Source organism: Pseudomonas sp. NPDC089758, assembly GCF_044748705.1.
Classification (GTDB): Bacteria; Pseudomonadota; Gammaproteobacteria; order Pseudomonadales; family Pseudomonadaceae; genus Aquipseudomonas; species Aquipseudomonas putida_X.
Map to the genome: position 1 here is coordinate 284,476 of NZ_JBIVGN010000003.1, position 24,151 is coordinate 308,626.

The 24,151-nt window shown below is 62.2% G+C and carries 27 protein-coding genes and 1 tRNA gene; 15 read left to right on the plus strand and 13 right to left on the minus strand.

What is annotated here, in order from left to right:
• The 5 genes from ACIPZH_RS05905 to ACIPZH_RS05925 all read right to left on the minus strand — a co-directional run.
• Positions 1–193: hypothetical protein (locus tag ACIPZH_RS05905; RefSeq protein WP_400635519.1), on the minus strand; the 193-nt coding region annotated here is incomplete at its 3' end.
• A gap of 98 nt (positions 194–291) precedes the next feature.
• Positions 292–582 carry a PA4642 family protein gene (locus ACIPZH_RS05910; RefSeq protein WP_241806334.1) on the minus strand — a complete coding sequence of 97 codons (291 nt, stop codon included), beginning with the start codon at positions 580–582 and terminating at the stop codon, positions 292–294.
• Between the two features lie 67 nt (positions 583–649).
• Positions 650–1,120 carry a hypothetical protein gene (locus ACIPZH_RS05915; RefSeq protein WP_400635520.1) on the minus strand — a complete coding sequence of 157 codons (471 nt, stop codon included), beginning with the start codon at positions 1,118–1,120 and terminating at the stop codon, positions 650–652.
• A 53-nt stretch (positions 1,121–1,173) separates the two neighbouring features.
• Entirely contained in the window at positions 1,174–1,647 is a 474-nt protein-coding gene (locus ACIPZH_RS05920) for a WbuC family cupin fold metalloprotein (protein WP_400635522.1), read from the minus strand.
• Positions 1,648–1,649: 2 nt separating this feature from the next.
• Positions 1,650–2,207, minus strand: a complete 558-nt coding sequence (locus ACIPZH_RS05925; protein WP_012316248.1) for a hypoxanthine-guanine phosphoribosyltransferase — start codon at positions 2,205–2,207, stop codon at positions 1,650–1,652.
• 159 nt (positions 2,208–2,366) lie between these two features.
• Here ACIPZH_RS05925 and upp point away from each other — a divergent pair, with 159 nt between their 5' ends.
• Complete coding sequence (gene upp / locus ACIPZH_RS05930) at positions 2,367–3,005, plus strand: uracil phosphoribosyltransferase (RefSeq protein WP_011532223.1); 639 nt, start codon at positions 2,367–2,369, stop codon at positions 3,003–3,005.
• Between the two features lie 2 nt (positions 3,006–3,007).
• Positions 3,008–4,273, plus strand: coding sequence for a uracil-xanthine permease family protein (locus tag ACIPZH_RS05935; RefSeq protein WP_400625956.1), 1,266 nt, complete (start codon positions 3,008–3,010; stop codon positions 4,271–4,273).
• 46 nt (positions 4,274–4,319) lie between these two features.
• Here ACIPZH_RS05935 and hemH read toward each other — a convergent pair whose 3' ends face one another.
• Both hemH and ACIPZH_RS05945 read right to left on the minus strand, forming a co-directional pair.
• Positions 4,320–5,333 (minus strand): ferrochelatase, encoded by a 1,014-nt coding sequence (gene hemH, locus ACIPZH_RS05940; protein ID WP_400625954.1) that lies wholly within the window; start codon positions 5,331–5,333, stop codon positions 4,320–4,322.
• A 13-nt stretch (positions 5,334–5,346) separates the two neighbouring features.
• Positions 5,347–6,252, minus strand: coding sequence for a TIGR01777 family oxidoreductase (locus tag ACIPZH_RS05945; RefSeq protein ID WP_241806329.1), 906 nt, complete (start codon positions 6,250–6,252; stop codon positions 5,347–5,349).
• 186 nt (positions 6,253–6,438) lie between these two features.
• Here ACIPZH_RS05945 and ACIPZH_RS05950 point away from each other — a divergent pair, with 186 nt between their 5' ends.
• The 5 genes from ACIPZH_RS05950 (at position 6,439) to ACIPZH_RS05970 (ending at position 11,516) form a co-directional block, all read left to right on the plus strand.
• Complete coding sequence (locus ACIPZH_RS05950) at positions 6,439–7,425, plus strand: NAD(P)/FAD-dependent oxidoreductase (protein ID WP_012316253.1); 987 nt, start codon at positions 6,439–6,441, stop codon at positions 7,423–7,425.
• Between the two features lie 106 nt (positions 7,426–7,531).
• Complete coding sequence (locus tag ACIPZH_RS05955; protein WP_400625952.1) at positions 7,532–8,500, plus strand: YbgA family protein; 969 nt, start codon at positions 7,532–7,534, stop codon at positions 8,498–8,500.
• A complete protein-coding gene (locus ACIPZH_RS05960) occupies positions 8,490–9,371 on the plus strand; it encodes a MerR family transcriptional regulator (RefSeq protein WP_400635523.1) in 882 nt (293 codons plus the stop codon). Before ACIPZH_RS05955 ends, ACIPZH_RS05960 begins: the two co-directional genes overlap by 11 nt.
• Positions 9,372–9,378: 7 nt before the next feature.
• Complete coding sequence (gene phrB, locus ACIPZH_RS05965; RefSeq protein ID WP_400635525.1) at positions 9,379–10,800, plus strand: deoxyribodipyrimidine photo-lyase; 1,422 nt, start codon at positions 9,379–9,381, stop codon at positions 10,798–10,800.
• 17 nt (positions 10,801–10,817) lie between these two features.
• Positions 10,818–11,516 carry an SDR family oxidoreductase gene (locus ACIPZH_RS05970; protein WP_400635527.1) on the plus strand — a complete coding sequence of 233 codons (699 nt, stop codon included), beginning with the start codon at positions 10,818–10,820 and terminating at the stop codon, positions 11,514–11,516.
• A gap of 57 nt (positions 11,517–11,573) precedes the next feature.
• On the opposite strand, the gene ACIPZH_RS05975 is transcribed toward ACIPZH_RS05970, so the two are convergent.
• The 6 genes from ACIPZH_RS05975 to hemA form a co-directional block, all read right to left on the minus strand.
• Positions 11,574–12,092 carry an acyloxyacyl hydrolase gene (locus ACIPZH_RS05975; protein ID WP_241806324.1) on the minus strand — a complete coding sequence of 173 codons (519 nt, stop codon included), beginning with the start codon at positions 12,090–12,092 and terminating at the stop codon, positions 11,574–11,576.
• Positions 12,093–12,196: 104 nt separating this feature from the next.
• Complete coding sequence (gene murI, locus ACIPZH_RS05980) at positions 12,197–12,994, minus strand: glutamate racemase (protein ID WP_241806323.1); 798 nt, start codon at positions 12,992–12,994, stop codon at positions 12,197–12,199.
• The gene (locus ACIPZH_RS05985; protein WP_241806322.1) at positions 12,987–13,742 is read right to left on the minus strand and encodes a molybdopterin-synthase adenylyltransferase MoeB; all 756 of its coding nucleotides are present in this window, start codon (positions 13,740–13,742) and stop codon (positions 12,987–12,989) included. Before ACIPZH_RS05985 ends, murI begins: the two co-directional genes overlap by 8 nt.
• Complete coding sequence (gene prmC / locus ACIPZH_RS05990; RefSeq protein WP_241806321.1) at positions 13,736–14,566, minus strand: peptide chain release factor N(5)-glutamine methyltransferase; 831 nt, start codon at positions 14,564–14,566, stop codon at positions 13,736–13,738. The genes ACIPZH_RS05985 and prmC overlap by 7 nt, the downstream gene beginning before the upstream one ends.
• Positions 14,566–15,648: a peptide chain release factor 1 gene (gene prfA, locus ACIPZH_RS05995; RefSeq protein WP_400635529.1), complete on the minus strand. Its 1,083-nt coding sequence runs from the start codon at positions 15,646–15,648 to the stop codon at positions 14,566–14,568. Before prfA ends, prmC begins: the two co-directional genes overlap by 1 nt.
• The gene (hemA, locus tag ACIPZH_RS06000) at positions 15,645–16,922 is read right to left on the minus strand and encodes a glutamyl-tRNA reductase (protein ID WP_241806319.1); all 1,278 of its coding nucleotides are present in this window, start codon (positions 16,920–16,922) and stop codon (positions 15,645–15,647) included. Before hemA ends, prfA begins: the two co-directional genes overlap by 4 nt.
• 432 nt (positions 16,923–17,354) lie before the next feature.
• Between hemA and ACIPZH_RS06005 the strand changes: the two genes are divergently transcribed.
• From ACIPZH_RS06005 to ychF, 8 genes are all read left to right on the plus strand, one after another.
• A complete protein-coding gene (locus tag ACIPZH_RS06005) occupies positions 17,355–19,076 on the plus strand; it encodes a tetratricopeptide repeat protein (protein ID WP_400635531.1) in 1,722 nt (573 codons plus the stop codon).
• Between the two features lie 4 nt (positions 19,077–19,080).
• Positions 19,081–19,698, plus strand: a complete 618-nt coding sequence (gene lolB / locus ACIPZH_RS06010; protein ID WP_400635533.1) for a lipoprotein insertase outer membrane protein LolB — start codon at positions 19,081–19,083, stop codon at positions 19,696–19,698.
• A gap of 3 nt (positions 19,699–19,701) precedes the next feature.
• On the plus strand, positions 19,702–20,562 hold the full coding sequence (gene ispE / locus ACIPZH_RS06015; protein ID WP_267818767.1) for a 4-(cytidine 5'-diphospho)-2-C-methyl-D-erythritol kinase: 861 nt from the start codon (positions 19,702–19,704) through the stop codon (positions 20,560–20,562).
• 19 nt (positions 20,563–20,581) lie between these two features.
• Positions 20,582–20,656 (plus strand) — tRNA-Gln (locus ACIPZH_RS06020).
• A gap of 48 nt (positions 20,657–20,704) precedes the next feature.
• Positions 20,705–21,646, plus strand: coding sequence for a ribose-phosphate pyrophosphokinase (locus ACIPZH_RS06025; protein WP_003247410.1), 942 nt, complete (start codon positions 20,705–20,707; stop codon positions 21,644–21,646).
• A gap of 118 nt (positions 21,647–21,764) precedes the next feature.
• Entirely contained in the window at positions 21,765–22,361 is a 597-nt protein-coding gene (locus ACIPZH_RS06030; protein ID WP_267818769.1) for a 50S ribosomal protein L25/general stress protein Ctc, read from the plus strand.
• A 76-nt stretch (positions 22,362–22,437) separates the two neighbouring features.
• Positions 22,438–23,022: an aminoacyl-tRNA hydrolase gene (gene pth, locus ACIPZH_RS06035; protein WP_176512175.1), complete on the plus strand. Its 585-nt coding sequence runs from the start codon at positions 22,438–22,440 to the stop codon at positions 23,020–23,022.
• Positions 23,023–23,044: 22 nt separating this feature from the next.
• A complete protein-coding gene (gene ychF / locus ACIPZH_RS06040; protein ID WP_008099042.1) occupies positions 23,045–24,145 on the plus strand; it encodes a redox-regulated ATPase YchF in 1,101 nt (366 codons plus the stop codon).
• Positions 24,146–24,151 lie beyond the last annotated feature (6 nt).

Sequence of the window (24,151 nt, forward strand, 5' to 3'; positions counted from 1 at the left end):
TGGGGGCATTACGCCTGAACAGGCTGAAACGAAAACGCCCCTTGGAGTTATGCCTGTGAGCTAAGTGATCCAGGGCCGCTATGCGGCCCATCGCCGGCAAGCCGGCTCCCACAGGGATCGCGCCAGCTTTTGAAGTTGAGCAAGACAGTTGTTCCCACGGGTACAGCGCAAGGCTCGAGAACTGCGCGGTCATTGGGGGAGCCGGCTTGCCGGCGATGGGCTGAGTAGCAGCCCTGATCACACTAACTGTATGGCATGGCCCCTGGGGCGTTTTTTGTGCCTGGGGATCAGTCAGCCCCGGGCTTTTTCGATGATCTCGATGTACTCAGCCGCATTGCGCTGATCGGCGATCACTTCGACGAAGGTCTTGCCCTGTTCGTCTTTGCCATCCAGGTCCAACCCGGCTTCAACGAAGAACCCTACGAAACGCTCGAAATCGTCGACACGCAAACCGCGGTAAGCCTTGATCAGCTTGTGCTGAGAAGGTGAGGTCACACCATCCGCAGGCTCAAACTGGAGGAACGACTTGATATAGTCGTCGCTGATTTCGTCACCAATCACCTGCTTCTTGTCTTTGCGCATTGCCGGCTCCAACTGGACCATCACGAATTTCGAAGGCCGGCAGTTTACCCCCCACACGCAGCACGTCTCAACGCGTACGTACGGTACCCGTGTGCAAGTCGGCCCAGACATGGCCGTTGGGGTAGGTCAGAAACTGTACATACACCGTCTCGTTGCGCAGCAGGTCCATCACCACTCGGTAGTCGCTGACCGGATAATTCAGGCTCAACGTACGGGTCTTGTCGTCATACACCGGCTTTTTCAGGCTCTTGCCCGCCTCGCCATCGAAGGTGAGCAACACCTGGCTGATGGTCGCACCTTTACTCAGCGGCTTGCCTTTGAGGCGCATCTGCAAGGAGGCTGTGATCGGAATGGGCTGTTGATCAGATTGGCGCTGCGCTCCAACCACTACCGAGTAGTCGGTGACCTGCAACAGTTGCTGGCCGGTCGGCGCTTCCTGGCGCAGGGCCTGGTCATCGGGCGGGAGAAACTGGCTGTGCAGCGGTGCGGCGGCAAGAGGCAGGCTGACCGCCAGCAACAGGGGAACGATCGCACGCATGTGAGGCTCCTTGGCATGAAGGCGCACTCTAGCACGCGCAACGACAGGGGCTGTCAATCGAACTGCGCGAGCATCCAGGCGTGATACTGGGCAACACCCTCTTCGCCTTCATGCGGCGCCCAAGGGGCATGCTCGCCGTCGGCCAAAGGCCGGTACGGGCCCGCCTTGCATTCGAACAGGATGCTGTCCGCCTCGAGCACCACCAAAGAATGGAAGATGCCCGGGCGCAGGTCCACGCCAAGGCAGTCGCCACCGGCCTCGAGCACGCGCTTGTCGATGACGTCACCCTGCTCATCGAACATCAGCAGCCCCAAGCGGCCTTTGAGCGCCAACAAGGTCTCGGCCTTGTCCTCGCTCAGGTGCCGGTGAGGCGCGATGTAGGTGGACGGCTGCAAGCCCACTGCCAAACGGTGACAGGGGTCCTGCATGTCATGGAAGTTGTGATGGTAGCGACCACGCGGTGCCTCGGCGGCTTTTTGCGCCAGCCCGGCAAACAACGCTTGGTCGATGAAAGCAGGCTGGCTCATGATCACAGTCCCTTGACGGCGAAGATGCCGTTCGCGTTACGCCAGTAACCTTTATAGTCCATGCCATAACCGAAGATGTAGCGATCGATGCACGGCAGGCCCACATAGCTGGCCTTCAGGTCCGGGCTGGCCTTGCGGTCATGGTCTTTGTCGATCAGCACCGCAGTGTGCACCGAGCGGGCGCCGGCATGCTTGCAGAACTCGATGATGGCGCTGAGGGTGTGACCCTCGTCGAGGATATCGTCGACGATCAACACGTCACGATCGATGAACGACACCTCAGGCTTAGCCTTCCAGAACAGCTCGCCGCCACTGGTCTGGTTGCGATAACGCGTGGCATGCAGGTACGAGGCCTCCAGTGGGAACTGCAGGTGGGTCAGCAGCTTGCCAGCGAAGATCAGGCCTCCGTTCATGACACAGAACACTACCGGGTTCTTGTCGTGCAGGTCCTTGCAGATCTGCTCGCCAACCTTGGCAATGGCCGCTTCGACTTCGGCTTCGTTGTACAGGCAGTCTGCCTCGCGCATGACTTGACGGATGTGCTCGAGATCAGCGGACATTGCGCTCTCCAGGGGGATTTTGGAAAAGCGGGCAAAGGTACGCATCCGCTCGTCACAGATCAAGCATTTATGGACTAACGTGCAAAAGGACTGCACGACAGCAAAGGCTGAATAGATTAATCTAGCGCGGTTTTTTTGCCCGCCTTTCGGAGCCCCCCTATGCCCACTCGTGAGATCCGCCACCCGCTGATCCGCCATAAGCTCGGCCTGATGCGCCGTGCCGACATCAGCACCAAGAACTTTCGCGAACTCGCCCAGGAAGTCGGCGCGCTACTGACCTACGAAGCCACTCAGGACCTGCCACTGGAAACCTACGAGATCGATGGCTGGTGTGGCAAGGTGCAAGTTGAAAAAATCGCCGGCAAGAAGATCACCGTGGTACCGATCCTGCGCGCCGGCATCGGCATGCTTGATGGCGTGCTCAGCCTGATCCCGGGCGCGAAGGTCAGTGCCGTGGGTGTCGCCCGCAACGAGGAGACCCTCGAAGCACACACCTACCTGGAAAAGCTGGCGCCGGACATCAACCAGCGCCTGGCGCTGATCATCGACCCGATGCTCGCCACCGGTGGTTCGATGGTCGCCACCATCGACCTGCTGAAGAAAGCCGGCTGCAAGGAAATCCGCGCCATGGTGCTGGTCGCAGCCCCAGAAGGTATCGAAGTGGTGGAAAAAGCCCACCCGGATGTGCAGATCTACACCGCCTCGATCGACCAGCGCCTCAACGAACACGGCTACATCGTGCCGGGCCTGGGCGACGCCGGTGACAAGATCTTCGGCACCAAGCAGAAGGACGCCTGACCATGCAGGACGGCTTCAACGACCCGCTCTGGCGCCAGGTCGTTTCGGGCGCGCAGATGCTCTTCGTGGCATTTGGCGCGCTGGTGCTGATGCCGCTGATCACCGGCCTGGACCCTAACGTCGCGCTGTTCACCGCGGGTATCGGCACCCTGCTGTTCCAGCTGGTCACCGGCCGTCAGGTCCCGGTATTCCTGGCCTCGAGCTTTGCCTTCATCACGCCCATCATCCTTGCCAAAGGCCAGTTCGGCCTGGCCGAGACCATGGGCGGCGTGATGGCCGCAGGTTTCGTGTACACCTTCATGGGCCTGATGGTGAAGATCAAGGGCACCGGTTTCATTGACCGCATGCTGCCACCCGTGGTGATCGGCCCGGTGATCATCTCCATCGGCCTGGCCATGGCACCGATCGCGGCCAACATGGCAATGGGCAAGGCCGGTGACGGCGCGGTACTCATGCCGTACAAGACCGCCATGCTGATTTCAATGCCGGCGTTGCTCACCACCCTGATCGTCGCGGTGTTCGGCAAAGGCATCTTCCGCCTGGTGCCGATCATCTCCGGGGTACTGGTAGGGTTTGCCCTGGCGTTCGCCTTTGGCGTGGTCGACACCGCCAAGATTGCCGCCGCGCCTTGGCTTGAGATCCCCAACTTCACCGCACCAGCGTTCAACTGGCAGGCCATCCTGTTCATCGTACCGGTAGCCCTGGCCCCGGCGATCGAGCACATCGGCGGCGTGATCGCAGTCGGCAGCGTGACCGGCCGCGACTACCTGAAGAAGCCTGGCCTGCACCGCACCCTGCTCGGTGACGGCCTGGCCACCACGGCAGCAGGCCTGTTCGGCGGCCCACCCAATACCACGTATGCCGAAGTGACCGGCGCCGTGATGCTGACCAAGAACTACAACCCGAAGATCATGACCTGGGCGGCGATTTTTGCCATCACCCTGGCCTTCATCGGCAAGTTCGGCGCGTTGTTGCAAAGCATCCCGGTGCCGGTGATGGGCGGCATCCTCTGCCTGCTGTTCGGCTCGATCGCAGCGGTGGGCATGAACACCATGATCCGCCACAAGATCGACCTGGGCGAAGCACGCAACCTGGTGATCGTGTCGGTGACCCTGGTATTCGGTATCGGCGGCGTGCTGATCGGCAGCGGCGACGGCCCAGATGATTGGGGCCTGAAGGGCATCGCCCTGTGCGCTATCGTGGCCATTGCCCTGAACCTGATCCTGCCGGGCAACGATGGCTGGAAGAAAGAGAAGCTGGATGTGTAGAAGCGGCCTCGCGTCGCTAAAGGGCCGCTAAGCGGCCCTTTTTCATTCACGCCTTTTCACACATCTGCGCCAGCACCCTCACCCACTCCGGGTGATCATTCAGGCACGGCACCAGGACCAACTCTTCGCCCCCCGCCTCGATGAACTGCTCCTTGCCGCGATCGCCAATTTCCTCCAGCGTCTCGATGCAGTCGGCCACGAACGCAGGGCACATCACCAGCAGCTTTTTGGCACCGGCCTTGGCCAGCTCATCCAGACGCGTCTCGGTATAGGGTTCGATCCACTTGTCCCGCCCTAACCGCGACTGGAACGAGACAGACCACTTGCCGTCCGGGATGCCCATCCTGGTAGCGAACGCCTTGGCCGACGCCAGGCACTGCCCGCGGTAGCACACCGCGCGCACTTCGGCGCTGGCGTCCTTGCAGCAGTCCGCTGCCCGCAGATCATGCTTGCTGCCAGGCATGAGCTTCTTCAGGTGCCGCTCCGGCAAACCATGGAAACTCAGCAACAGGTGGTCATAGTCCTGTTCAAGGTAAGGCCGGGCGCTGGCCACCAGGGCATCGATGTATTCAGGGTGGTCATAGAACGGTTGCAGCACACGCAATTGCAACGGCAAGGCGCGTTCGGCGACAGTCTGGTTGGCCTGCGCCACCACCGTAGTCACCGTACTGTCAGCGAATTGTGGGTAAAGCGGCGCCAGCGTCACGGTGCGTACACCTTGAGCGGCAAGGCGCTCGAGCACCTGCGGCAGCGCCGGCTCGCCATAACGCATGGCGATTTCCACCGGGCCGTGGGGCCAGTGCTCGACCATCGCGGCCTGCAGCCGACGCGTCAACACCACCAGGGGCGAGCCCTCCTCCCACCAGATCGAAGCATAGGCGTGGGCAGACTGCTCCGGGCGCTTGATCAGGATCAGCGACACCAGCAAGCGCCGCAACGGCCATGGCAGGTCGACTACGTAGGGGTCCATCAGGAACTGATTGAGGTAGCGGCGCACATCGGCTACCGATGTGGAAGCCGGAGAACCCAGGTTGACCAGCAACAGCGCGTGATCGGTCATGCAGCGTCCTATGTCAGAGGCGCTTGGACAGGTTGTCCAAGGCCGATTGCAGATCGTTGAAACGGAAGGTGAAGCCTGCGGCCAGCAAACGCACAGGCCGTGCCCGCTGGCCACCAAGCAACAGCGTCGACAGCTCGCCCAGGCCCGCCTTCAGCAGCAGGCCGGGTACCGGCAGTAGCGCCGGCCGGTGCAGCGCACGGCCCAGGCGCCGGGCGAATTCGCGGTTACGCACAGGCTCTGGCGCGCAGGCATTATAAGGACCGCTGGTGTCCTTGTGCCGTAAGAGAAAATCTATCAGGGCAACCTGGTCGTCTATATGCACCCAAGGCATCCACTGCCGGCCATTGCCCAATGGGCCGCCCAGCCCCAGCTTGAACGGCAGGCGCAGGCGCGACAGGAAGCCCCCATCGCTGGCCAGCACCAGCCCCGTGCGCACCAACACCACGCGCAGCCCAAGGGCCTGCGCACGCTGCGCGGTTTCTTCCCACGCGATGCACAGTTGGCTGGCGAAATCCTCGCGTACCGGCGGCGAAGCCTCGGTCAATTCACGCTCACCGCCATCGCCATACCAGCCCACCGCAGAACCCGAAATCAGCACTTCGGGACGTTGCTCGCGGGTCTCGAGCCAGGCCAGCAATTGCTCGGTAAGGCTGATACGGCTGGCCCATAGCACATTGCGCCGTGACGCAGTCCAGGGCCGGTCGGCAATCGGTGCGCCGGCCAGGTTGATCACGGCGTCCACGGGCTCGTCTGCGGCCAGCTCTTCCAGCCGGGCAACACCTCGCACCCCGCTGCCACACAGGCGCGCAACCTGGTCGGGGCGCCGGCTCCACACGGTCAGGCGATGACCTTGGGCGAGCCAGAACGGGCAAAGATGCTGGCCGATCAAGCCAGTGCCGCCTGTCAGCAATATATGCATGGCTGTGTCCTCACAGAGTGCGGCGATGGTCTATTTTTACAGCAAGGCACTTTTTTAACCCAACGCTCTCAGATAAACATAGGCCAACCTGCCCTAAGAAGCGGTATAACCTTATACAGATTTTAAGCATTGTACAGGTTTGCCTGACAGCGTAGTCTGCTTACAGCAAGGTTCGAAGAGGCCATCATGACAGTACCTATTGCCATCATCGGTGCCGGTATCGCCGGCCTTTCCGCTGCCCAGGCCCTGCAGAAGGCCGGGCAATCCGTTCACCTGTTCGACAAAGGCCACGGCAGTGGCGGGCGCATGGCCAGCAAACGCAGCGAGGCCGGAGCGCTCGATCTGGGTGCCCAGTACTTCACTGCGCGCGACCGGCGCTTCGTCGAGCAAGTGCAGCAATGGGTGGCCGCCGGCTGGGCCGAACAGTGGAAGCCGCAGCTGTACAACTACCGTGACGGTGAACTGACTCCCTCCCCCGACGAACAGACGCGCTGGGTCGGCGTGCCGCGCATGAGCGCGATCACCCGCGGCATGCTCAAGGACGTCACGGTCAACTTCGGCTGCCGCATCGCCGAAGTGTTCCGCGGCAAGCAGTACTGGCACCTTCAGGACACCGAAGGCTGCAGCCATGGCCCGTTCAGCCGCGTTGTGATTGCCGTCCCCGCGCCGCAAGCCACGCCGCTGCTGGCCGCGACCCCCAAACTGGCCGCTGTGGCAGCGGGCGTGGTGATGGAGCCCACATGGGCCGTTGCCCTGGCTTTTCAGACACCGCTGGACACCCCGATGCAGGGCTGCTTCGTACAAGACAACCCGCTCGACTGGTTGGCCCGCAACCGTAGCAAGCCAGGCCGCGATGAGCAGCTCGATACCTGGGTACTGCATGCCACCTCCACGTGGAGCAAGCAGCACATCGACCTGGCCAAGGAAGAAGTGATCGAACAGCTTTGGGGCGAATTCGCCGAACTGGTCGGCTGCGTGGTGCCCGCACCGTCCTTCTCCGTGGCGCATCGCTGGCTGTATGCGCGGCCGGCCGGCAGTCACGAATGGGGCGCGCTGGCCGATGCCGACCAAGGGCTCTATGCCTGCGGCGACTGGTGCTTGTCTGGCCGCGTGGAAGGCGCCTGGCTCAGCGGTCAGGAGGCGGCCCGACGCCTGCTGGAGCATCTCGAATAAGCAAAACTGCAAAACTATACAAAAATACTAGTTTGCATAAGTTTGTGGCTGTGCTGGAATAACCTTGTACACGCGCGATTCCATGTACAAGTTTTCGGAGGCAGCCATGCACGATCCATCCGCCCAGCGTAAGCCCCGCATTGCCATCAGCTCATGCCTGACAGGCCACAGTGTGCGCTACAACGGCGGGCACAAGTCGTCCGATCTGTGCCGTACCCAGCTGGAAGAACATTTCGATTGGCGGCCGGTCTGCCCAGAAGTCGCCATCGGCCTGGGCGTGCCCCGCGACCCGATCCGCCTGGTCGGTGACCCCGAACACCCCGCCGTAGTCGGGACACGCAACCCTGGCGAGGACTTCACTGGCCCACTCGCCAGCTACGGCGAACAGATGGCCGATGAGCTGGATGATATCTGTGGCTACATTTTCATGCAGAAGTCGCCGTCCTGCGGGCTGGAACGGGTCAAGGTCTACCAGGATAACGGTCACCCGGCAGTACAGGGCGGCAGGGGCGCCTATGCAGCGGCCTTCTGCGCCCGTCGCCCGGACCTGCCGGTGGAGGAAGAGGGCCGCCTGCACGACCCGGTATTGCGCGAAAACTTCATCAGCCGCGTCTACGCCTATGCGGACTGGCAGCATCTGCTGGCCGAGGGTTTGAGCCGTGGCGCACTGGTGCGCTTCCATTCGCGCTACAAGTACCTGCTCATGGCCAACAACCCGCAGGCTTACCGGCAGCTTGGGCGCCTGCTTGGCAGCATGAGCCGGGACGACGACCCTGAGGTCATCGGGCCCCGCTATTTCAGCCAGTTGATGCAGGCGCTGCGTCGCTGCGCCAGCCGCGGCACCCATGGCAACGTTCTGCAGCACCTCAGTGGCTATTTCAAAGACGCATTGACGCAGCAGGACAAGGCCGAGCTGAAACACATCATCGACCAGTACCAGCAAGGGGTCGTGCCGCTGGTGGTGCCGCTGACCTTGCTCAAACACCATTTGCGCAAGCACCCAGACCCGTACCTGCTGCAGCAGGCCTACTTGCAGCCACACCCCGACAGCCTGGGGCTACGTAATGCAGTCTGAAACGCCCATGCCCATCGGTGAACTGGCCCGGCGCACCGGCGTGAACCCAGTCACCCTACGCGCCTGGGAGCGGCGCTATGGCCTGCTGAAGCCCCAACGGACCGCCAAAGGCCACCGCTTGTATGGTCGTGATCAGGTCGAACGGGTCCAAGCGATCCTGGCGTGGCTGGAACGGGGGGCATCGGTCGGCCAGGTGCGTGAGTTGCTCGACAAACCACCCGGCGCTGCCCCGCAAGGCGACTGGCAAACCCGCCAGCAACAGTTGATCGAGGCCATCGCCAACCTGTCCCAGCGCAGCCTCGACCAGCAGCTGAACCAAGCCATGGCGCTGTACCCTGCCGTCACCCTGTGCGAGAAATTGCTGCTGCCGTTGCTCGATAGCCTGGCGCAGCGTTGGTGCAATTACTTCAATGCCAGGCTTGAACAGGTGTTCTTCCACACGTGGCTGCGCAGCAAGCTGGGGGCGCGGGTCTACCACGACAATCAATCACTGCACGGCCCGGCCGTGCTGCTGGCCCAAGACAGCGAGCACGCCTTCGACCCCAGCTTTTGGCTTTCTGCCTGGTTGCTGAGCAGCAGTGGCATCCCCGTTGAAGTGCTGGAATACCCCGTGAGCGGGGTGGAGTTGCAGCGCGCCGTCACCGCTCTGCAACCTCGCGCCCTGCTGCTGCACCTGGGCCCGCGCATCGAAGGCAGGGCCCTGCTGCGCACCTTGCAGGGCATAGCAGGCACGAAGCTGCTGGGCGGTGCCACGATCTCCCTCCATCAAGCTCAACTGCAAGCCTTCGGTCTGCCCGAGCTTTTCCTGTTCGATACCCCGCAGGCGGCATTGCGAGCGCTGCAAGGCAATGACCGCCTGCCTGTAGAGTAGATACCCCATGCAATTGATCTGGCTGCGCAGCGACCTGCGCGTCAACGACAACACTGCCCTGAGCGCCGCCTGTGAACGCGGCCCTACCGTGGCCTTGTGGCTGGCCAGCCCAGGCCAATGGCAGGCGCACGACGACGCTGCCTGCAAGGTCGACTTCTGGCTGCGTAACCTGCGCGACCTGCGAAAGTCACTCGAGGGCCTCAATATCCCGTTGCTGGTCCGCAGGATCGACACCTGGGATCAGGCGGCGCAAACGCTGCTTGACGTATGCCGCCAGCACAAGATCGAAGCGGTGCACTGGAACGATGAGTACGGCATCAACGAGAACAGCCGCGACCAGGCGACCCGGGCGCTACTGGAAGCTTCCGGCGTTCAGGCCCACAGCTACCTCGATCAGCTACTGTTCCGCCCTGGCACCGTGCTGACCCGCAGTGGGGATTACTTCCAGGTCTTCAGCCAGTTCAAGAAAGTCTGCCTGGAACACCTGCACCGAAGCCTGCCGTCGCAAGCGCCTCGGGTAAAAAGGCAGGCCCCGGTGGACGTCGCCAGCGACCCCATCCCACAGCACATCGAAGGCTTCGACAAACCACCGCGTGCCCTGAGCGAACACTGGCCTGCTGGCGAGGACGAAGCGCACGCCCGGCTGTCACGCTTCGTGGATGAAACCATCGAGGATTACCATCACCTGCGCGACCTGCCGGCTAAACCGGGTACCAGCCAACTTTCGGCTTACCTGGCGGCCGGGGTGGTCTCACCCCGCCAGTGCCTGCACGCCGCACTGGCGAGCAACCGCGGCGAGTTCGACAGTGGTAGTACTGGCACCCAGACCTGGATCAACGAATTGCTCTGGCGCGAGTTCTACAAACATATCCTGACCGGTTATCCACAGGTGTCACGCCACCGAGCATTCCGCACACACACTGAGGCGTTGCCCTGGCGCGATGCCCCTGCCGACCTTGAGGCCTGGGAACAGGGACGCACCGGGTTCCCGATCATCGATGCGGCCATGCGCCAGTTGCTGCACACCGGGTGGATGCACAATCGCCTGCGCATGATCGTCGCCATGTTCCTCAGCAAGAACTTGCTGATCGATTGGCGCAAGGGCGAACGGCACTTCATGCGCCACCTGATAGACGGTGATCTTGCCGCCAACAATGGTGGCTGGCAGTGGAGCGCGTCCACGGGCACGGACTCGGTACCTTATTTCCGTATCTTCAACCCCATTTCGCAGTCGCAACGGTTCGACCCAGAAGGGCACTTCATTCGCCACTGGGTACCCGAGCTGCGCGGTCTGGATGAAAAAAGTATCCATCAGCCTACGCAAAATAAGGATCTTTTCGCCGATAATTCGTACCATCGTCCTATAGTTGACCTAAGTAGTAGTCGCCAGCGTGCACTGGAGGCCTTCAAGGGGTTGTCGCGTAGTTAGGGTGAGGGGTCCGTGCATTGAATCATCCGCGATTTTTCTGGGTTACGGGGGCCGGCAGCGGCCTGGGACTGGCGTTAGTGGAACAGCTGCTCGGGCAAGGGCACCGCGTAGCGGCAAGTGGCAAGGACTGCCAAGCGCTCGATAGCTTGGAAGCGCACCATGGCAGCCGTATCTTGCGCCTGCCCTGGCAGTTGCATGACGAAGACCAGGCAGCCAATGCCTGCCTTCAGCTTTGCCATACCTGGGGCTCGCTGGACAGCCTGATCATCAATGCCGGGGCCAGCGATTACCTGCCGGATACGGTATCGGCCACAGACGTGTTCGAGACGATCGTCAGCAGTAATCAGCTGGCGGCCGAGCACTGTATGGGCAAGGTATTACCGTTGCTGATCAAAGGCGACAAGCCGCAGGTAATGGCGATCTTCAACCGTTATTCAGCCCTGCAGTTGTATGCGCCCACGCAAGTCACAGCAGGTTGGAACAACACACCGCAGTGGTTTCGCGAAGCGCGCCAGTCGCTGAAAAATGAAGGTATTGACCTGACAGTGGTGGCGCCGCAATCGCTGAAGACGCCAGTCACGTCAGCGATGGCCTACCCAGAAGAGTGGACGCCACATAGCGCGGCACAAGAGCTGCTGCGACGCTTGCCACTGCGCGAGCCGGAGCTCGTGCTGGAGGTCACGAACCCCAGCAGCTTGTGGCCGTTGTCACGCTAAGTGATGGGGGGGTTGCCATCCCCTTCGCGGCCCCGCGAAGTGGATGGCAAGACAACTTCAAAGTGCCATGCGGTAATGCAGGCTGTAGCTCTCGACCCCATCATTGGGCTGTTTGATGCCGGCATTGGAATAGTGGATTGCCCGCACGCCAATCTCATGCCCACCTGCAAAACGCAGCCCGAAACCGATGCGGTCTTCGAACTGGAATGACGAACCCAACTCGTTGCTTTCAAGTTCGGTGCTGGAAAATGCAGCCACACCGATACCTGCTTCGATGTAGGGCTTCACCGACTCACCGGCGAACTCGTAGACGAATACAGGTGCGAAAGACAGGCTATGGTTGCTCGCCGTCTCGTCGCCGTCCCAATAGGTGTAAGCACCGTCCCAATAACCCGTCAGCCGCCCGACGCTCGTCTGCCACCAGCTGGCATCCCAGTTTGACTGCAGACCCAGGCGGTAAACTTGCGTGGAGTCCCCCGTCTGCCCCACCGATAACGAAACATCGGCAGCTTGCACTGCCGCGACTTGTCCCAAAGTGATGGCGGCAGCCGCCGCCAAGCCGAGCAGTTTCCTCATGAGAAACATCCTTCTTTCCAATGCTGTTGTAAGTGTTTGCCTCATGGCAGGCTAAACATAGAAATCAGGAGTGGGACGATAGTTCAGCTGTTTTCACGTTTTTTTTACAACTCGAACTTTTTCACACTACCCGACGTATTCCACAGCACAGGAAGGATGGTTTCCAATGACCGCGGCTCGGCGCTGGTCCAGAATGCCGCTTCGCGTGCCGGCCCCTCGGCCAGCAGCCCGCGCGCGGCGAGTAACCGTTGCAGTTGGCGCGCCACCGCCGCCCCGGTATCGATGATAGCGACGTCGGCGGGCACCATCCCGGCCAGCAATGGGCGCAGGAATGGGTAATGGGTACACCCGAGAATCAACGTATCGCACCCTGCCGCAAGCAAGGGCTGCAAGTACCCAAGCAACAGCTGGCGCAATTGCGGGCTACCCAGATCACCCGTCTCGATCAGCTCGACCAGCCCAGGGCAAGGCTGGGTGACCACGCGTACGTCGCTGGCGAAGCGGTCGAGCAAGGCGGCGAACTTGGCGCTCTGCAAGGTGCCGGTAGTGGCCAGCACACCGACCACGCCGGAACGGGTGGCGGCAGCAGCAGGCTTCACGGCCGGCTCCATGCCTACCAGGGGCCAGTCGGGGTAAAGCTCACGCAAGTCGGCAACCGCTGCCACGGTGGCCGTGTTGCAGGCCAGGACCATCGCCTTGGCGCCCTGCGCCTGGAAAAACTCGGCAATGCGCCGGCAACGCTGGCGGATGTAGTCGGGGGTTTTCTCGCCATACGGCACATGCCCGCAATCGGCCACATAGAGCAGCGACTCGCTGGGCAGCAAGCGCTGGATCTCGGCCAGCACGGACAAACCGCCGACCCCGGAGTCCATCACGCCAACCGCTGCCGAGCGCTCAGCCATCGCGCTTGCCACACACCGCACAAGCCGGGTCGCGCTTGACCCGCAGCTCACGCAGGCGCGTGCCCATTGCGTCGATCAGCAGCAAGCGGCCCACCAGCGGCTCGCCAAAACACGCCAGCAGTTTCATGGCTTCCAGCGCCTGCAGGCTGCCGACCAGCCCCACCAGCGGGCCGATCACGCCGGCTTCGCTGCAGGTCAGCTCGTCTTCGCTGCCATGGCCATACAGGCAATGGTAGCAAGGGCTGTAATCGCGCCGAGGGTCGAACACCGACAGCTGCCCTTCGAGGCGGATGGCTGCCCCACTGACCAGCGGCTTACCGTGGGCGAAGCACGCTGCATTGACGGCCTCGCGGGTACCGAAGTTGTCGGAACAGTCCAGCACCAGGTCGACGGCTGCTACCGCAGCAGCCAGGGAATCTTCGTCCAGCGCCTGACGGTGGGCGACCAAGGTGATTTCAGGGTTGATGGCCGCAAGCCGCTGCAGCGCCGAGTCCACCTTGCTCATGCCAACGCTGCCACTGTCATGGATGACCTGACGCTGCAGGTTGGTCAGGTCGACGGTATCGAAGTCCGCCAGGTGCAGCTCCCCCACACCCGCGGCTGCCAGGTAGAGCGCCACCGGTGAGCCCAGACCACCCAAACCGATGATCAGCGCCTTGCTTTGCTTGAGGCGCAACTGGCCTTCGATGTCCACCTGTGCCAGCAGGATCTGCCGGCTGTAACGCAACAATTCCTGATCGGTCAGCATGGCAGGCGCCCCAGGGAAATACGTTCGTGACCGCCCAGGTCCTTGCGGCTGGCCACCTCGATGAAACCTTGCCCGGCCAGCAGCGCGCGCACCGCCTGTGCCTGGTCGTAACCGTGTTCCAGCAGCAGCCAGCCACCGGGCAGCAGATGCGCCGGTGCCTGGCCAACGATCAGCCGCAGGTCGTCCAGGCCATCGTCCCCGGCCACCAGTGCACTGCTGGGCTCGAAGCGCACATCACCGGCAGCCAGGTGCGGGTCTTGGGCAGCGATGTACGGCGGGTTGCTGAGGATCAGGTCGAAACGCTCCCCGCTCAAGGCACTGAACCAGTGGCTGGCGAGCACCTTCACGTTACCCAGGCCCAAGCGTTGACGATTACGCTCAGCCAGCGCTACCGCTTCCTCGACCCGGTCCAGTGCCGTGACCTGCCAGGCCGGGCGCTCGCTGGCCAAGGCCAGTGCTATCGCGCCAGTGCCGGTGCCCAGGTCGAGCACCTTGGCGGGCGTTGCAGGCTGCAGCTCAAGCGCCGTCTCGACCAGAAGCTCGGTATCAGGGCGCGGAATCAACGTGTGAGGTGCCACTTCCAGGTCGAGTTTCCAGAAGCCCTGTTGGCCCAGAATGTAGGCAACGGGCTCGCCACCCCGGCGACGCTCAAGGTAGCCCGCGTAAGTCTGCGCATCCTCGCTGCTGACGATGCGCTCAGGCCATGTGTGCAGGTAGCTGCGAGACTTGCCGATGGCCGCTGCCAGCAGCAGTTCGGCATCCAGGCGTGCGGTGGGCGAATCGGGCAATTGCGCAGTGCGCAGCAGGCTGGCGATGATGGTCATCAATCCCCCAGTGCCGCCAGCTGATCAGCCTGGTATTCAGCCAGCAACGGTTCGATCACCGCGTCCACGCCCCCGGCAAGGACATCGTCGAGGGAATACAAGGTCAGGTTGATACGGTGATCGGTCACCCGCCCCTGTGGATAATTGTAGGTACGGATACGCTCTGAGCGGTCGCCCGAACCGACCAGCAGTTTACGCTCACTGGCGATGGCGTTCTGCGCCGCGCTGGTCTGCATGTCATTGAGCTTGGCCGACAGCCAGGACATGGCTCGGGCGCGGTTCTTGTGCTGCGAACGCTCCTCCTGGCACTCCACCACGATGCCAGTAGGCAAGTGGGTGATGCGAATGGCCGAGTCTGTTTTGTTGACGTGCTGGCCACCGGCGCCGGATGCGCGGTAGGTGTCCACGCGCAAATCGGCCGGGTTGATCTCGATAGCCACTTGTTCATCCGGCTCGGGCAGCACCGCGACAGTACACGCCGAGGTGTGGATACGGCCTTGCGATTCGGTTTCAGGCACCCGCTGCACGCGGTGCGCGCCAGACTCGAACTTGAGCTTGCCGTAAACGCTGTCGCCTTCGACGCGGGCGATGATCTCTTTATAGCCGCCGTGCTCGCCTTCGTTCTCGGAGAGAATTTCAAGGCGCCAGCCGCGCCGTTCGGCATAGCGCGAATACATGCGGAACAGATCGCCCGAGAAGATGGCCGCCTCGTCGCCACCAGTGCCTGCGCGAATTTCGAGGAACACGTTGCGCCCGTCATTGGGGTCTTTAGGCAACAGCATGCGTTGCAGCTGCGACTCCAGCCCCAGCAGTTGCTCCTTGGCTTCGCGTACTTCTTCCACAGCCATTTCGCGCATATCGGGGTCGGCGTCCTTGAGCAGCGCCTGGGCACCTTCAAGGTCGTCCTGCACCTTGCGCCACTCTTTATAGGCGCCGATCACCGGCTCCACTTCGGCGTATTCGCGAGAATAGGCGCGAAAGCGCGCCTGGTCGGAAATGACTTCGGCATCACCCAGCAAGGCGGTGAGTTCCTCGAAGCGGTCCTGGAGCGTGTCCAGTTTGTTCAGCAGCGACGCTTTCATTGCAAGGATTTGTCCGTCGAGCCCTCATTGAGGGCAAAGAGTTCCTGGGCCATGGCCAGCGCATCGAGGCGGCCCTCGGCCGAGAGCTTTTTCAACTGCACGCTGGGCGCATGCAGGAGTTTGTTGGTCAGCCCCCGGGCCAGTTGCGCCAGTACCTCCTCGGGGTTGCCACCGTTGGCCAGCAGACGCTGGGCCTTTTGCAGTTCTTCGTCGCGCAGGCGCTCGCTTTGCTGGCGATAGGCGCGCAACACATCGACCGCAGCCAGTTCGCGCAGACGCACCATGAAGTCTTCGGCGCCCACCGAGACCAGCTCTTCGGCCGCCTGGGCCGCGCCCTGGCGGCTCTTGAGGTTTTCCGCGACCACTTCGTGCAGGTCATCGACGGTATACAGGTACACGTCGTCGAGCTCCCCTACCTCCGGCTCGATGTCGCGCGGCACGGCGATGTCGACCATGAAGATCGGCTTGTGCCGGCGCTGCTTCAGCGCGCTTTCCACCGCGCCCTTGCCCAGGATGGGCAGTTGGCTGGCGGTCGAGCTGATGACGATGTCGCTGTGCGCCAGCTCTTGTGGGATATCGGCCAGCAACACGGCGTGAGCCCCGAACTGCTCGGCCAGCAGGCTGGCCCGCTCCAGTGTACGGTTGGCCACGACGATACGGCGCACGCCCTGCTCATGCAGGTGGCGGGCAACCAGGGTGATGGTTTCACCGGCGCCGATCAGCAGCGCCTGGCTGCGCCCCAGGTCACTGAAGATCTGCCGCGCCAGGCTGACCGCAGCGAACGCCACCGACACCGGGTTCTCGCCGATCGCGGTGTCGGTACGCACCTGTTTGGCTGCGCTGAAGGTGGCCTGGAACAGGCGCCCGAGGAGCGGGCCCACGGTGCCAGCCTCGCGCGCCACGGCATACGCCGACTTCATCTGGCCGAGGATCTGCGGTTCGCCAAGTACCAGCGAGTCGAGGCCCGAAGCAACCCGCATCATGTGCCGGACGGCATCATGCTCTTCATGGATGTAGGCACTGGCGCGCAGTTCATCCAGGCTAAGGCGGTGATAATCGGCCAGCCACTGCAGGACCGCCTCGGCGGACAACTGATCCTGTTCTATGTAGAGCTCGCTGCGGTTGCAGGTCGACAGGATCGCCGCTTCACGGCTGGCGGTCAGCCGACAAAGCTGCTGCAGGGCGTCGACCAGCTGCTCTGGGGTAAACGCCACGCGCTCGCGTACGTCTACCGAGGCAGTCTTATGGTTGATACCAAGTGCAAGAAAGGCCATGCAAGGTCGCTGGTTGTGACGAGAAGCCGATAATTGTCCTCTTTCGCAGGTTTTAGAACAACCACCGTTCGCTATTGTCGTGAGGGTGAGGCGCGCAGGCCGCGAAACCTTGCCAACCCCTGACCTGGGGCCATTGCCCCTGGGCCCCGAAACCCATGTCAAAAAATGGCCAGGGAGCGGGAACATGCCCTTTATCGCCTATAAAAATCGACGATATCCAGGCTCAAGCCCTTGGCCAGCACTTGAAAGCAGTCAGACTGGCGCGTTGCCGAGCCGGCGGCGACAAGCCACAGGGCAGTGAACATCCCACCTACCCCGCTGTCCCACCTAATCACCAGCAACGCTGTAAAGCACGACCTTCGCAGGTGGGTTTGCCCCCGCGCTTGTGTCATCATGCTCCGACCGCCGGTAAGTCCTTCTAAGCCTCTTCATATGAACAGACCCTACGCACTGCTGCTTGCCTTCGCCCTGCTCCAGGGCTGCCAGAGCCTGGCCCCACACAAGGCCGAGCCTCCCGTTGCCGAAGCCGGCAAGGCAGAGGCCGACAAGCCCGTGGTGTATGGGTCGTTCAAGCAGGACACGCTCTACAGCCTGCTGGTGGCCGAACTCGCCGGCCAGCGCAACCGGTTCGATATCGCCCTGGCCAATTACACCGACCAGGCCGAGAAAACCCAGGACCCGGGCGTGTCCGAGCGCGCCTACCGCATCGCCGAGTACCTCGGCGCTGACGAGCCGGCCCTGGACAGCGCACTGATCTGGGCCCGCAACGACCCACAGAACCTCGACGCCCAGCGCGCCGCTGCCATCCAGCTGGCGCGGGCAGGCCGCTATGACGACTCCATGACCTATATGGAGAAGGTGCTGCAAGGCCAGGGCGACACGCACTTCGATTTCCTCGCCCTGTCGGCCGCCGAAACCGACCAGAGCACCCGCGACGGCCTGATGCAGAGTTTCGATCGCCTGCTGGTCAAGTACCCCGACAACAACCAGCTGGTGTTCGGCAAGGCCCTGCTGCTGAATCAGGATGGCAAGGCTGAAGAAGCCCTCGAGCTGCTTGAGTCGCACCCGGCGCAAAATGGCGAGATAGCTTCGACCCTGCTGCGCGCCCGCCTGCTCCAGGCCCTGGACCGCGGCCCGGAAGCGCTGCCGCTGCTGCGCGGGGCGATTCGCGACAACCCAGACGACAAGCGCCTGCGGCTGACCTATGCGCGCACCCTGGTCGAACAGGACCGCATCGCCGATGCCAAGGCCGAGTTCATCAGCCTGGTCCAGCAATACCCCGATGATGACGAGCTGCGTTACTCGCTGGCGCTGGTATGCCTGGAGAACAAGGACTGGGATGAGGCCGAGAGCTACCTGCGCGAGCTGATCGAGCGTGACAGCAACGTCGACGCCGCCCACCTGAACCTGGGCCGCATTGCCGAAGAACGCCACGACCCCGCCGGAGCCCTGAGCGAATACGCGCTGGTCGGCCCGGGCCCGGATTACCTGCCGGCACAATTGCGCCAGGCCGATATCCTGATCGCCAACGGCCGTGGCACCGAGGCGTCCCGCCAACTGGCCCAGGCCCGCGAGGCGCAGCCGGAGCTCGCCATCCAGCTTTACCTGATCGAGTCGGAAAGCTACAGCAACAACAACAAGGACGCCCAGGCCAACCAGGTGCTGCAACAGGCCATCCAGCGCTACCCGGACGACCTCAACCTGCTTTACACCCGCGCCATGCTCGCCGAAAAGCGTGACGACCTGCCGCAGATGGAAAAAGACCTGCGCGCCATCATCGCTCGCGAACCGGAAAACGCCATGGCGCTGAACGCCCTGGGTTATACCTTGGCCGACCGCACAACCCGTTACACTGAAGCCAAGGCCCTGATCGACAAGGCCTATGAGCTATCCCCGGACGACCCGGCAATCCTCGACAGCAAGGGCTGGGTCGCCTACCGCCTGGGTAACCTCGAGGAGGCCGAGCGTTACCTGCGCCAGGCCCTGGAGCGCTTCCCCGACCATGAAGTGGCTGCTCACCTGGGCGAGGTTCTGTGGGCCAACGGCAAGCGCCGTGAAGCTCGCCAGGTCTGGGCCAAGGCCTTCGAGGCCCAGCCCGACAGCCCTATCCTGCGCAAGACCGTCTTGCGCCTGACCGGATCCGAGACCCTTTAACGCCATGTTTTTGCGCCATTGCATCACCTTCACCCTGATCGCCCTGCTGGCTGGCTGTGCCGGCTTCGGTAGCCGCGAGGCCCTTCAAGGCCACGGCGACCCACTGCAGTGGCGCACCCATAAAGCGCAATTGAGCAGCCTCGATGGCTGGCAGATCAACGGCAAGGTCGGCATACGCGCGCCGCGCGACTCCGGCAGTGGCACGCTGTTCTGGTTGCAGCGCCAGGACTATTACGACATCCGTCTGGCCGGCCCGCTGGGCCGAGGCGCAGCACGCCTGACCGGCCGCCCCGGCGGTGTGGTACTGGAAGTGGCCAACCAGGGCCGCTACGAAGCCGCCAGCCCCGAAGCGTTGCTGGAAGAACAGCTGGGCTGGCAGTTGCCGGTGTCGCACCTGGTCTGGTGGGTGCGCGGCCTGCCCGCTCCCGACAGCAAGAGCAAGCTGACCCTCGATGGCGACAGCCGCCTGGCCAGCCTGGACCAGGACGGCTGGCAGGTGCAGTACCTGAGCTATACCGAGCAGAACGGCTACTGGCTGCCCGAGCGCCTGAAACTGCACGGCAAGGACCTCGACGTGACCCTGGTGGTCAAGGACTGGCAGCCGCGCCAGCTGGGGCACTGACCGATGCACAGGCTCACCCTGCCCGCCCCGGCCAAGCTCAACCTGTGGCTGCACATCATCGGCCGCCGTCCGGACGGTTACCACGAACTGGAGACTGTCTTTCAGTTTCTCGAGCACGGCGACGAACTGACCTTCGCCCTGCGTGAAGACGGCGCGATCCGCCTGCACACCGAAATCGAAGCGGTGCCCCACGACAGCAACCTGATCGTGCGCGCCGCGCGCAAGCTGCAGGAACAGTCCGGCACCGGGCTTGGCGCCGATATCTGGCTGACCAAGGTGCTGCCCATGGGCGGCGGTATCGGCGGCGGAAGCTCGGATGCCGCGACCACATTGCTGGCGCTGGCGCACCTGTGGCAACTGGATTGGGACGAAGATCGCCTGGCTGCCCTGGGCCTGACACTGGGCGCCGACGTCCCGGTGTTCGTGCGTGGCCATGCTGCATTCGCCCAAGGTGTGGGTGAGCAACTGACCCCGGTCGACCCGGCAGAACCCTGGTACGTCGTACTGGTGCCGCAAGTGTCTGTCAGCACAGTAGAAATTTTTTCACATCCACAGTTGACACGTGATTCCCTCCCCCTTAAGATGCGCCCCGTTCCCGAGGGAAACAGTCGAAATGACTGCCAACCGGTGGTAGAGCAAAGTTACCCGGAAGTTCGCAACGCGTTGAATTCACTGGGTAAATTTACTGAAGCTCGATTAACCGGCACTGGAAGTTGCGTGTTTGGGGCCTTCCCAAGCAAAGCCGAAGCTGATAAAGTTCTGGCCCTTCTTTCAGCGACCCAAACAGGGTTTGTGGCGAAAGGAAGCAATGTTTCGATGTTGCATCGCAAGCTGCAAAGTCTGGTCAAGAAGTCGAGTGCATAGCGCTCGCAGCAACAGATACAGGGGCGTCGCCAAGCGGTAAGGCAGCAGGTTTTGATCCTGCCATGCGTTGGTTCGAATCCAGCCGCCCCTGCCATTTTCCTTATACTCATCCAGGTATACCCTCAGCCTCCAGGTACTGCGCGTGTCCAAGATGATGGTCTTTACGGGGAACGCTAACCCCGATCTGGCTCGGCGTGTCGTACGTCAGCTGCATATCCCTCTCGGTGACGTCTCTGTCGGTAAATTCTCCGACGGTGAGATCAGCACTGAGATCAATGAAAATGTCCGCGGTAAAGACGTCTTCATTATTCAGCCGACCTGTGCCCCGACCAACGATAACCTGATGGAACTGGTAGTGATGGCCGACGCCTTCCGCCGCTCCTCAGCATCCCGAATCACCGCCGTGATTCCTTACTTCGGATACGCCCGCCAGGACCGCCGTCCGCGTTCGGCACGTGTAGCCATCAGCGCCAAAGTCGTCGCTGACATGCTCACTGTCGTGGGTATCGACCGTGTTCTCACCGTCGACCTGCACGCTGACCAGATCCAGGGTTTCTTCGATATCCCGGTCGACAACATCTACGGCTCGCCCGTACTGGTCGACGATATCGAAGACCAGCGTTTCGAGAACCTGATGATCGTCTCCCCGGACATCGGTGGTGTCGTGCGCGCACGTGCCGTCGCCAAGTCCCTGGGTGTCGACCTGGGTATCATCGACAAACGCCGTGAAAAGGCCAACCACTCCGAAGTCATGCACATCATCGGCGACGTCGAAGGGCGCACTTGCATCCTGGTAGACGACATGGTCGATACCGCCGGCACCCTGTGCCATGCGGCCAAGGCACTGAAAGAACACGGCGCGGCCAAGGTTTATGCCTATTGCACGCACCCTGTCCTCTCGGGCCGTGCGATCGAGAACATCGAGAAGTCGGTACTGGACGAGCTGGTGGTGACCAACACCGTTCCGCTGTCCGCCGCTGCTCAAGCCTGTGACCGTATCCGCCAGCTGGATATCGCACCGGTTGTCGCTGAAGCGGTCCGCCGTATCAGCAATGAAGAATCGATCAGTGCGATGTTCCGTTAAGCGGAACAGGTACTGATATGAAGCGCCCCGCCCCAACATGTGTTGGGGCGGGGCTTTTTTGCCATCCCCGTTGGCGCTGGTCGCAAACGCCCTCGGGGGGCTATTTTGGAGAAACAAAATGACTGATTTCACTCTGAACGCCCAAGTGCGTAGTGACCTGGGGAAAGGTGCGAGCCGCCGCCTGCGTCACACCGCCAACATCCCAGCCGTTGTATACGGTGGCGATAAAGAAGCTCAATCCCTGACCATCGTGGCCAAGGAAATCGCCAAGCTGTTCGAAAACGAAGCTGCCTTCAGCCACGTTATCGAGCTGAACGTCGACGGCGCCAAGCAGAACGTCGTAGTCAAGGCCATGCAGCGCCACCCGGCCAAAGGCTTCATCATGCACGCCGACTTCGTTCGCGTCGTTGCTGGCCAGAAGCTGACCGCTGTTGTTCCAGTGCACTTCATCAACGAAGAAGCACCGGTCAAGAAAGGCGGCGAGATCTCGCACGTTGAATCGCAGATCGAAGTTTCCTGCGAAGCCAAAGACCTGCCTGAGTTCATCGAAGTCGACCTGGGCAATGCTGAAATCGGCACCATCATCCACCTGTCGGACCTGAAAGCTCCGAAAGGCGTAGAGTTCGTTGCTCTGGCCCACGGTGATGACAAAGCTGTTGCCAACGTTCACGCGCCACGCGTTGCTCCAGAAGCTGAAGAAGGCGCCGCTGAGTAATCCACTCGCGCGCCGGTGTTGATCGGGTTACAGTGCCGCGCACCGTAACCCACCAACTCCAAGGAAGAGCCCCTACGTGACCGCCATCCAGTTGATCGTCGGCCTGGGTAACCCCGGCCCCGAATACGAACAGACCCGGCATAACGCAGGGGCTCTTTTCGTTGAACGCATTGCCAGCGCCCAGCGCGTCTGCTTGACCGCTGACCGCAAGTATTTCGGCCTGACGGCTAAATTCAGCCATCAGGGCAACGACGTTCGTCTGCTCATCCCCACCACCTACATGAACCGTAGCGGCCAGTCCGTGGCGGCGTTGGCCAATTTCTTCCGCATCAAGCCGGAAGCGATCCTGGTGGCGCATGACGAACTCGACCTGCCTCCGGGCGTCGCCAAGCTCAAGCGCGGCGGCGGCCATGGCGGGCATAACGGCCTGCGCGACATCATCGCGCAGCTCGGCAACCAGAACGACTTCCACCGCCTGCGGCTTGGCATCGGCCACCCGGGTGACGCCAAACTGGTCTCCAACTTCGTCCTGGGCCGCGCGCCGCGCGCCGAGCAGGAGAAGCTCGACGCCAGCATCGATTTTGCCCTCGGCGTGTTGCCTGACGTGCTTGCCGGCGATTTCGCCAAGGCAATGCGCGAGCTGCACAGCCAGAAGGCCTGATTTCCTAGAGAGGGGAATACCCATGGGTTTCAATTGCGGCATCGTCGGCCTGCCCAACGTCGGCAAGTCCACCCTGTTCAACGCCCTGACCAAGTCTGGCATCGCGGCGGAGAACTTCCCCTTCTGCACCATCGAGCCGAACAGCGGCATCGTGCCGATGCCAGATGCCCGCCTGGCTGCGCTGGCGGAAATCGTCAAGCCTAATCGCATCCTGCCGACCACCATGGAGTTCGTCGACATCGCCGGCCTGGTGGCCGGTGCCTCGAAAGGTGAAGGCCTGGGCAACAAGTTCCTCGCCAACATCCGCGAGACCGACGCCATCGCCCACGTGGTGCGCTGCTTCGAAGACGAAAACGTGATCCACGTTTCCAACAGCGTCGACCCCAAGCGCGACATCGAGATCATTGACCTCGAGCTGATCTTCGCCGACCTGGACAGCTGCGAGAAGCAACTGCAGAAGGTCACCCGCAATGCCAAGGGCGGCGACAAGGAAGCCCTGGCGCAAAAGGCAATCCTGGAAAAGCTGATCCCGCACTTCACCGAAGGCAAGCCGGCACGCAGCCTGATGAAGAACATGGCCGACGACGAGAAAGCCGTCATCCGTGGCTTCCACCTGCTGACCAGCAAGCCGGTGATGTACATCGCCAACGTGGCTGAAGATGGCTTCGACAACAACCCGCACCTCGACGTGGTCAAGGCCATCGCCGAAGAAGAAGGCGCGGTCGTAGTGCCGGTGTGCAACAAGATCGAAGCAGAGATCGCCGAACTGGACGATGGTGAAGAGAAGGACATGTTCCTCGAGGCCCTGGGCCTGGAAGAACCTGGCCTGAACCGCGTGATCCGCGCCGGTTACGAGCTGCTGAACCTGCAAACCTACTTCACTGCCGGCGTGCAGGAAGTACGTGCCTGGACCGTGCGTGTCGGTGCCACTGCCCCGCAGGCAGCGGGCGTGATCCACACCGACTTCGAAAAAGGCTTCATCCGCGCTGAAGTGGTGGCCTATGACGACTTCATCCAGTTCAAGGGTGAAGGCGGTGCCAAGGAAGCCGGTAAATGGCGCCTGGAAGGCAAGGACTACATCGTTAAAGACGGCGATGTTATGCACTTCCGCTTCAACGTATAACGGCAG

Coding starts and splice junctions, on each gene's coding strand:
- ACIPZH_RS05925 (WP_012316248.1), bottom strand. CDS start 2,207: ATGTCCGCTGATCTCGAGCACATCCGTCAAGTCATGCGCGAGGCAGAC.
- murI (WP_241806323.1), bottom strand. CDS start 12,994: ATGGCTGAGCGCTCGGCAGCGGTTGGCGTGATGGACTCCGGGGTCGGC.
- ispE (WP_267818767.1), top strand. CDS start 19,702: ATGCACAGGCTCACCCTGCCCGCCCCGGCCAAGCTCAACCTGTGGCTG.
- ACIPZH_RS05935 (WP_400625956.1), top strand. CDS start 3,008: ATGCAGGACGGCTTCAACGACCCGCTCTGGCGCCAGGTCGTTTCGGGC.
- upp (WP_011532223.1), top strand. CDS start 2,367: ATGCCCACTCGTGAGATCCGCCACCCGCTGATCCGCCATAAGCTCGGC.
- ACIPZH_RS05910 (WP_241806334.1), bottom strand. CDS start 582: ATGCGCAAAGACAAGAAGCAGGTGATTGGTGACGAAATCAGCGACGAC.
- ACIPZH_RS05960 (WP_400635523.1), top strand. CDS start 8,490: ATGCAGTCTGAAACGCCCATGCCCATCGGTGAACTGGCCCGGCGCACC.
- ACIPZH_RS05950 (WP_012316253.1), top strand. CDS start 6,439: ATGACAGTACCTATTGCCATCATCGGTGCCGGTATCGCCGGCCTTTCC.
- ACIPZH_RS05945 (WP_241806329.1), bottom strand. CDS start 6,252: ATGCATATATTGCTGACAGGCGGCACTGGCTTGATCGGCCAGCATCTT.
- hemA (WP_241806319.1), bottom strand. CDS start 16,922: ATGGCCTTTCTTGCACTTGGTATCAACCATAAGACTGCCTCGGTAGAC.
- hemH (WP_400625954.1), bottom strand. CDS start 5,333: ATGACCGATCACGCGCTGTTGCTGGTCAACCTGGGTTCTCCGGCTTCC.
- ACIPZH_RS05955 (WP_400625952.1), top strand. CDS start 7,532: ATGCACGATCCATCCGCCCAGCGTAAGCCCCGCATTGCCATCAGCTCA.
- ACIPZH_RS06005 (WP_400635531.1), top strand. CDS start 17,355: ATGAACAGACCCTACGCACTGCTGCTTGCCTTCGCCCTGCTCCAGGGC.
- prfA (WP_400635529.1), bottom strand. CDS start 15,648: ATGAAAGCGTCGCTGCTGAACAAACTGGACACGCTCCAGGACCGCTTC.
- ACIPZH_RS06030 (WP_267818769.1), top strand. CDS start 21,765: ATGACTGATTTCACTCTGAACGCCCAAGTGCGTAGTGACCTGGGGAAA.
- ACIPZH_RS05985 (WP_241806322.1), bottom strand. CDS start 13,742: ATGCTGACCGATCAGGAATTGTTGCGTTACAGCCGGCAGATCCTGCTG.
- ACIPZH_RS05975 (WP_241806324.1), bottom strand. CDS start 12,092: ATGAGGAAACTGCTCGGCTTGGCGGCGGCTGCCGCCATCACTTTGGGA.
- ACIPZH_RS05920 (WP_400635522.1), bottom strand. CDS start 1,647: ATGAGCCAGCCTGCTTTCATCGACCAAGCGTTGTTTGCCGGGCTGGCG.
- prmC (WP_241806321.1), bottom strand. CDS start 14,566: ATGACCATCATCGCCAGCCTGCTGCGCACTGCGCAATTGCCCGATTCG.
- ychF (WP_008099042.1), top strand. CDS start 23,045: ATGGGTTTCAATTGCGGCATCGTCGGCCTGCCCAACGTCGGCAAGTCC.
- phrB (WP_400635525.1), top strand. CDS start 9,379: ATGCAATTGATCTGGCTGCGCAGCGACCTGCGCGTCAACGACAACACT.
- ACIPZH_RS05915 (WP_400635520.1), bottom strand. CDS start 1,120: ATGCGTGCGATCGTTCCCCTGTTGCTGGCGGTCAGCCTGCCTCTTGCC.
- lolB (WP_400635533.1), top strand. CDS start 19,081: ATGTTTTTGCGCCATTGCATCACCTTCACCCTGATCGCCCTGCTGGCT.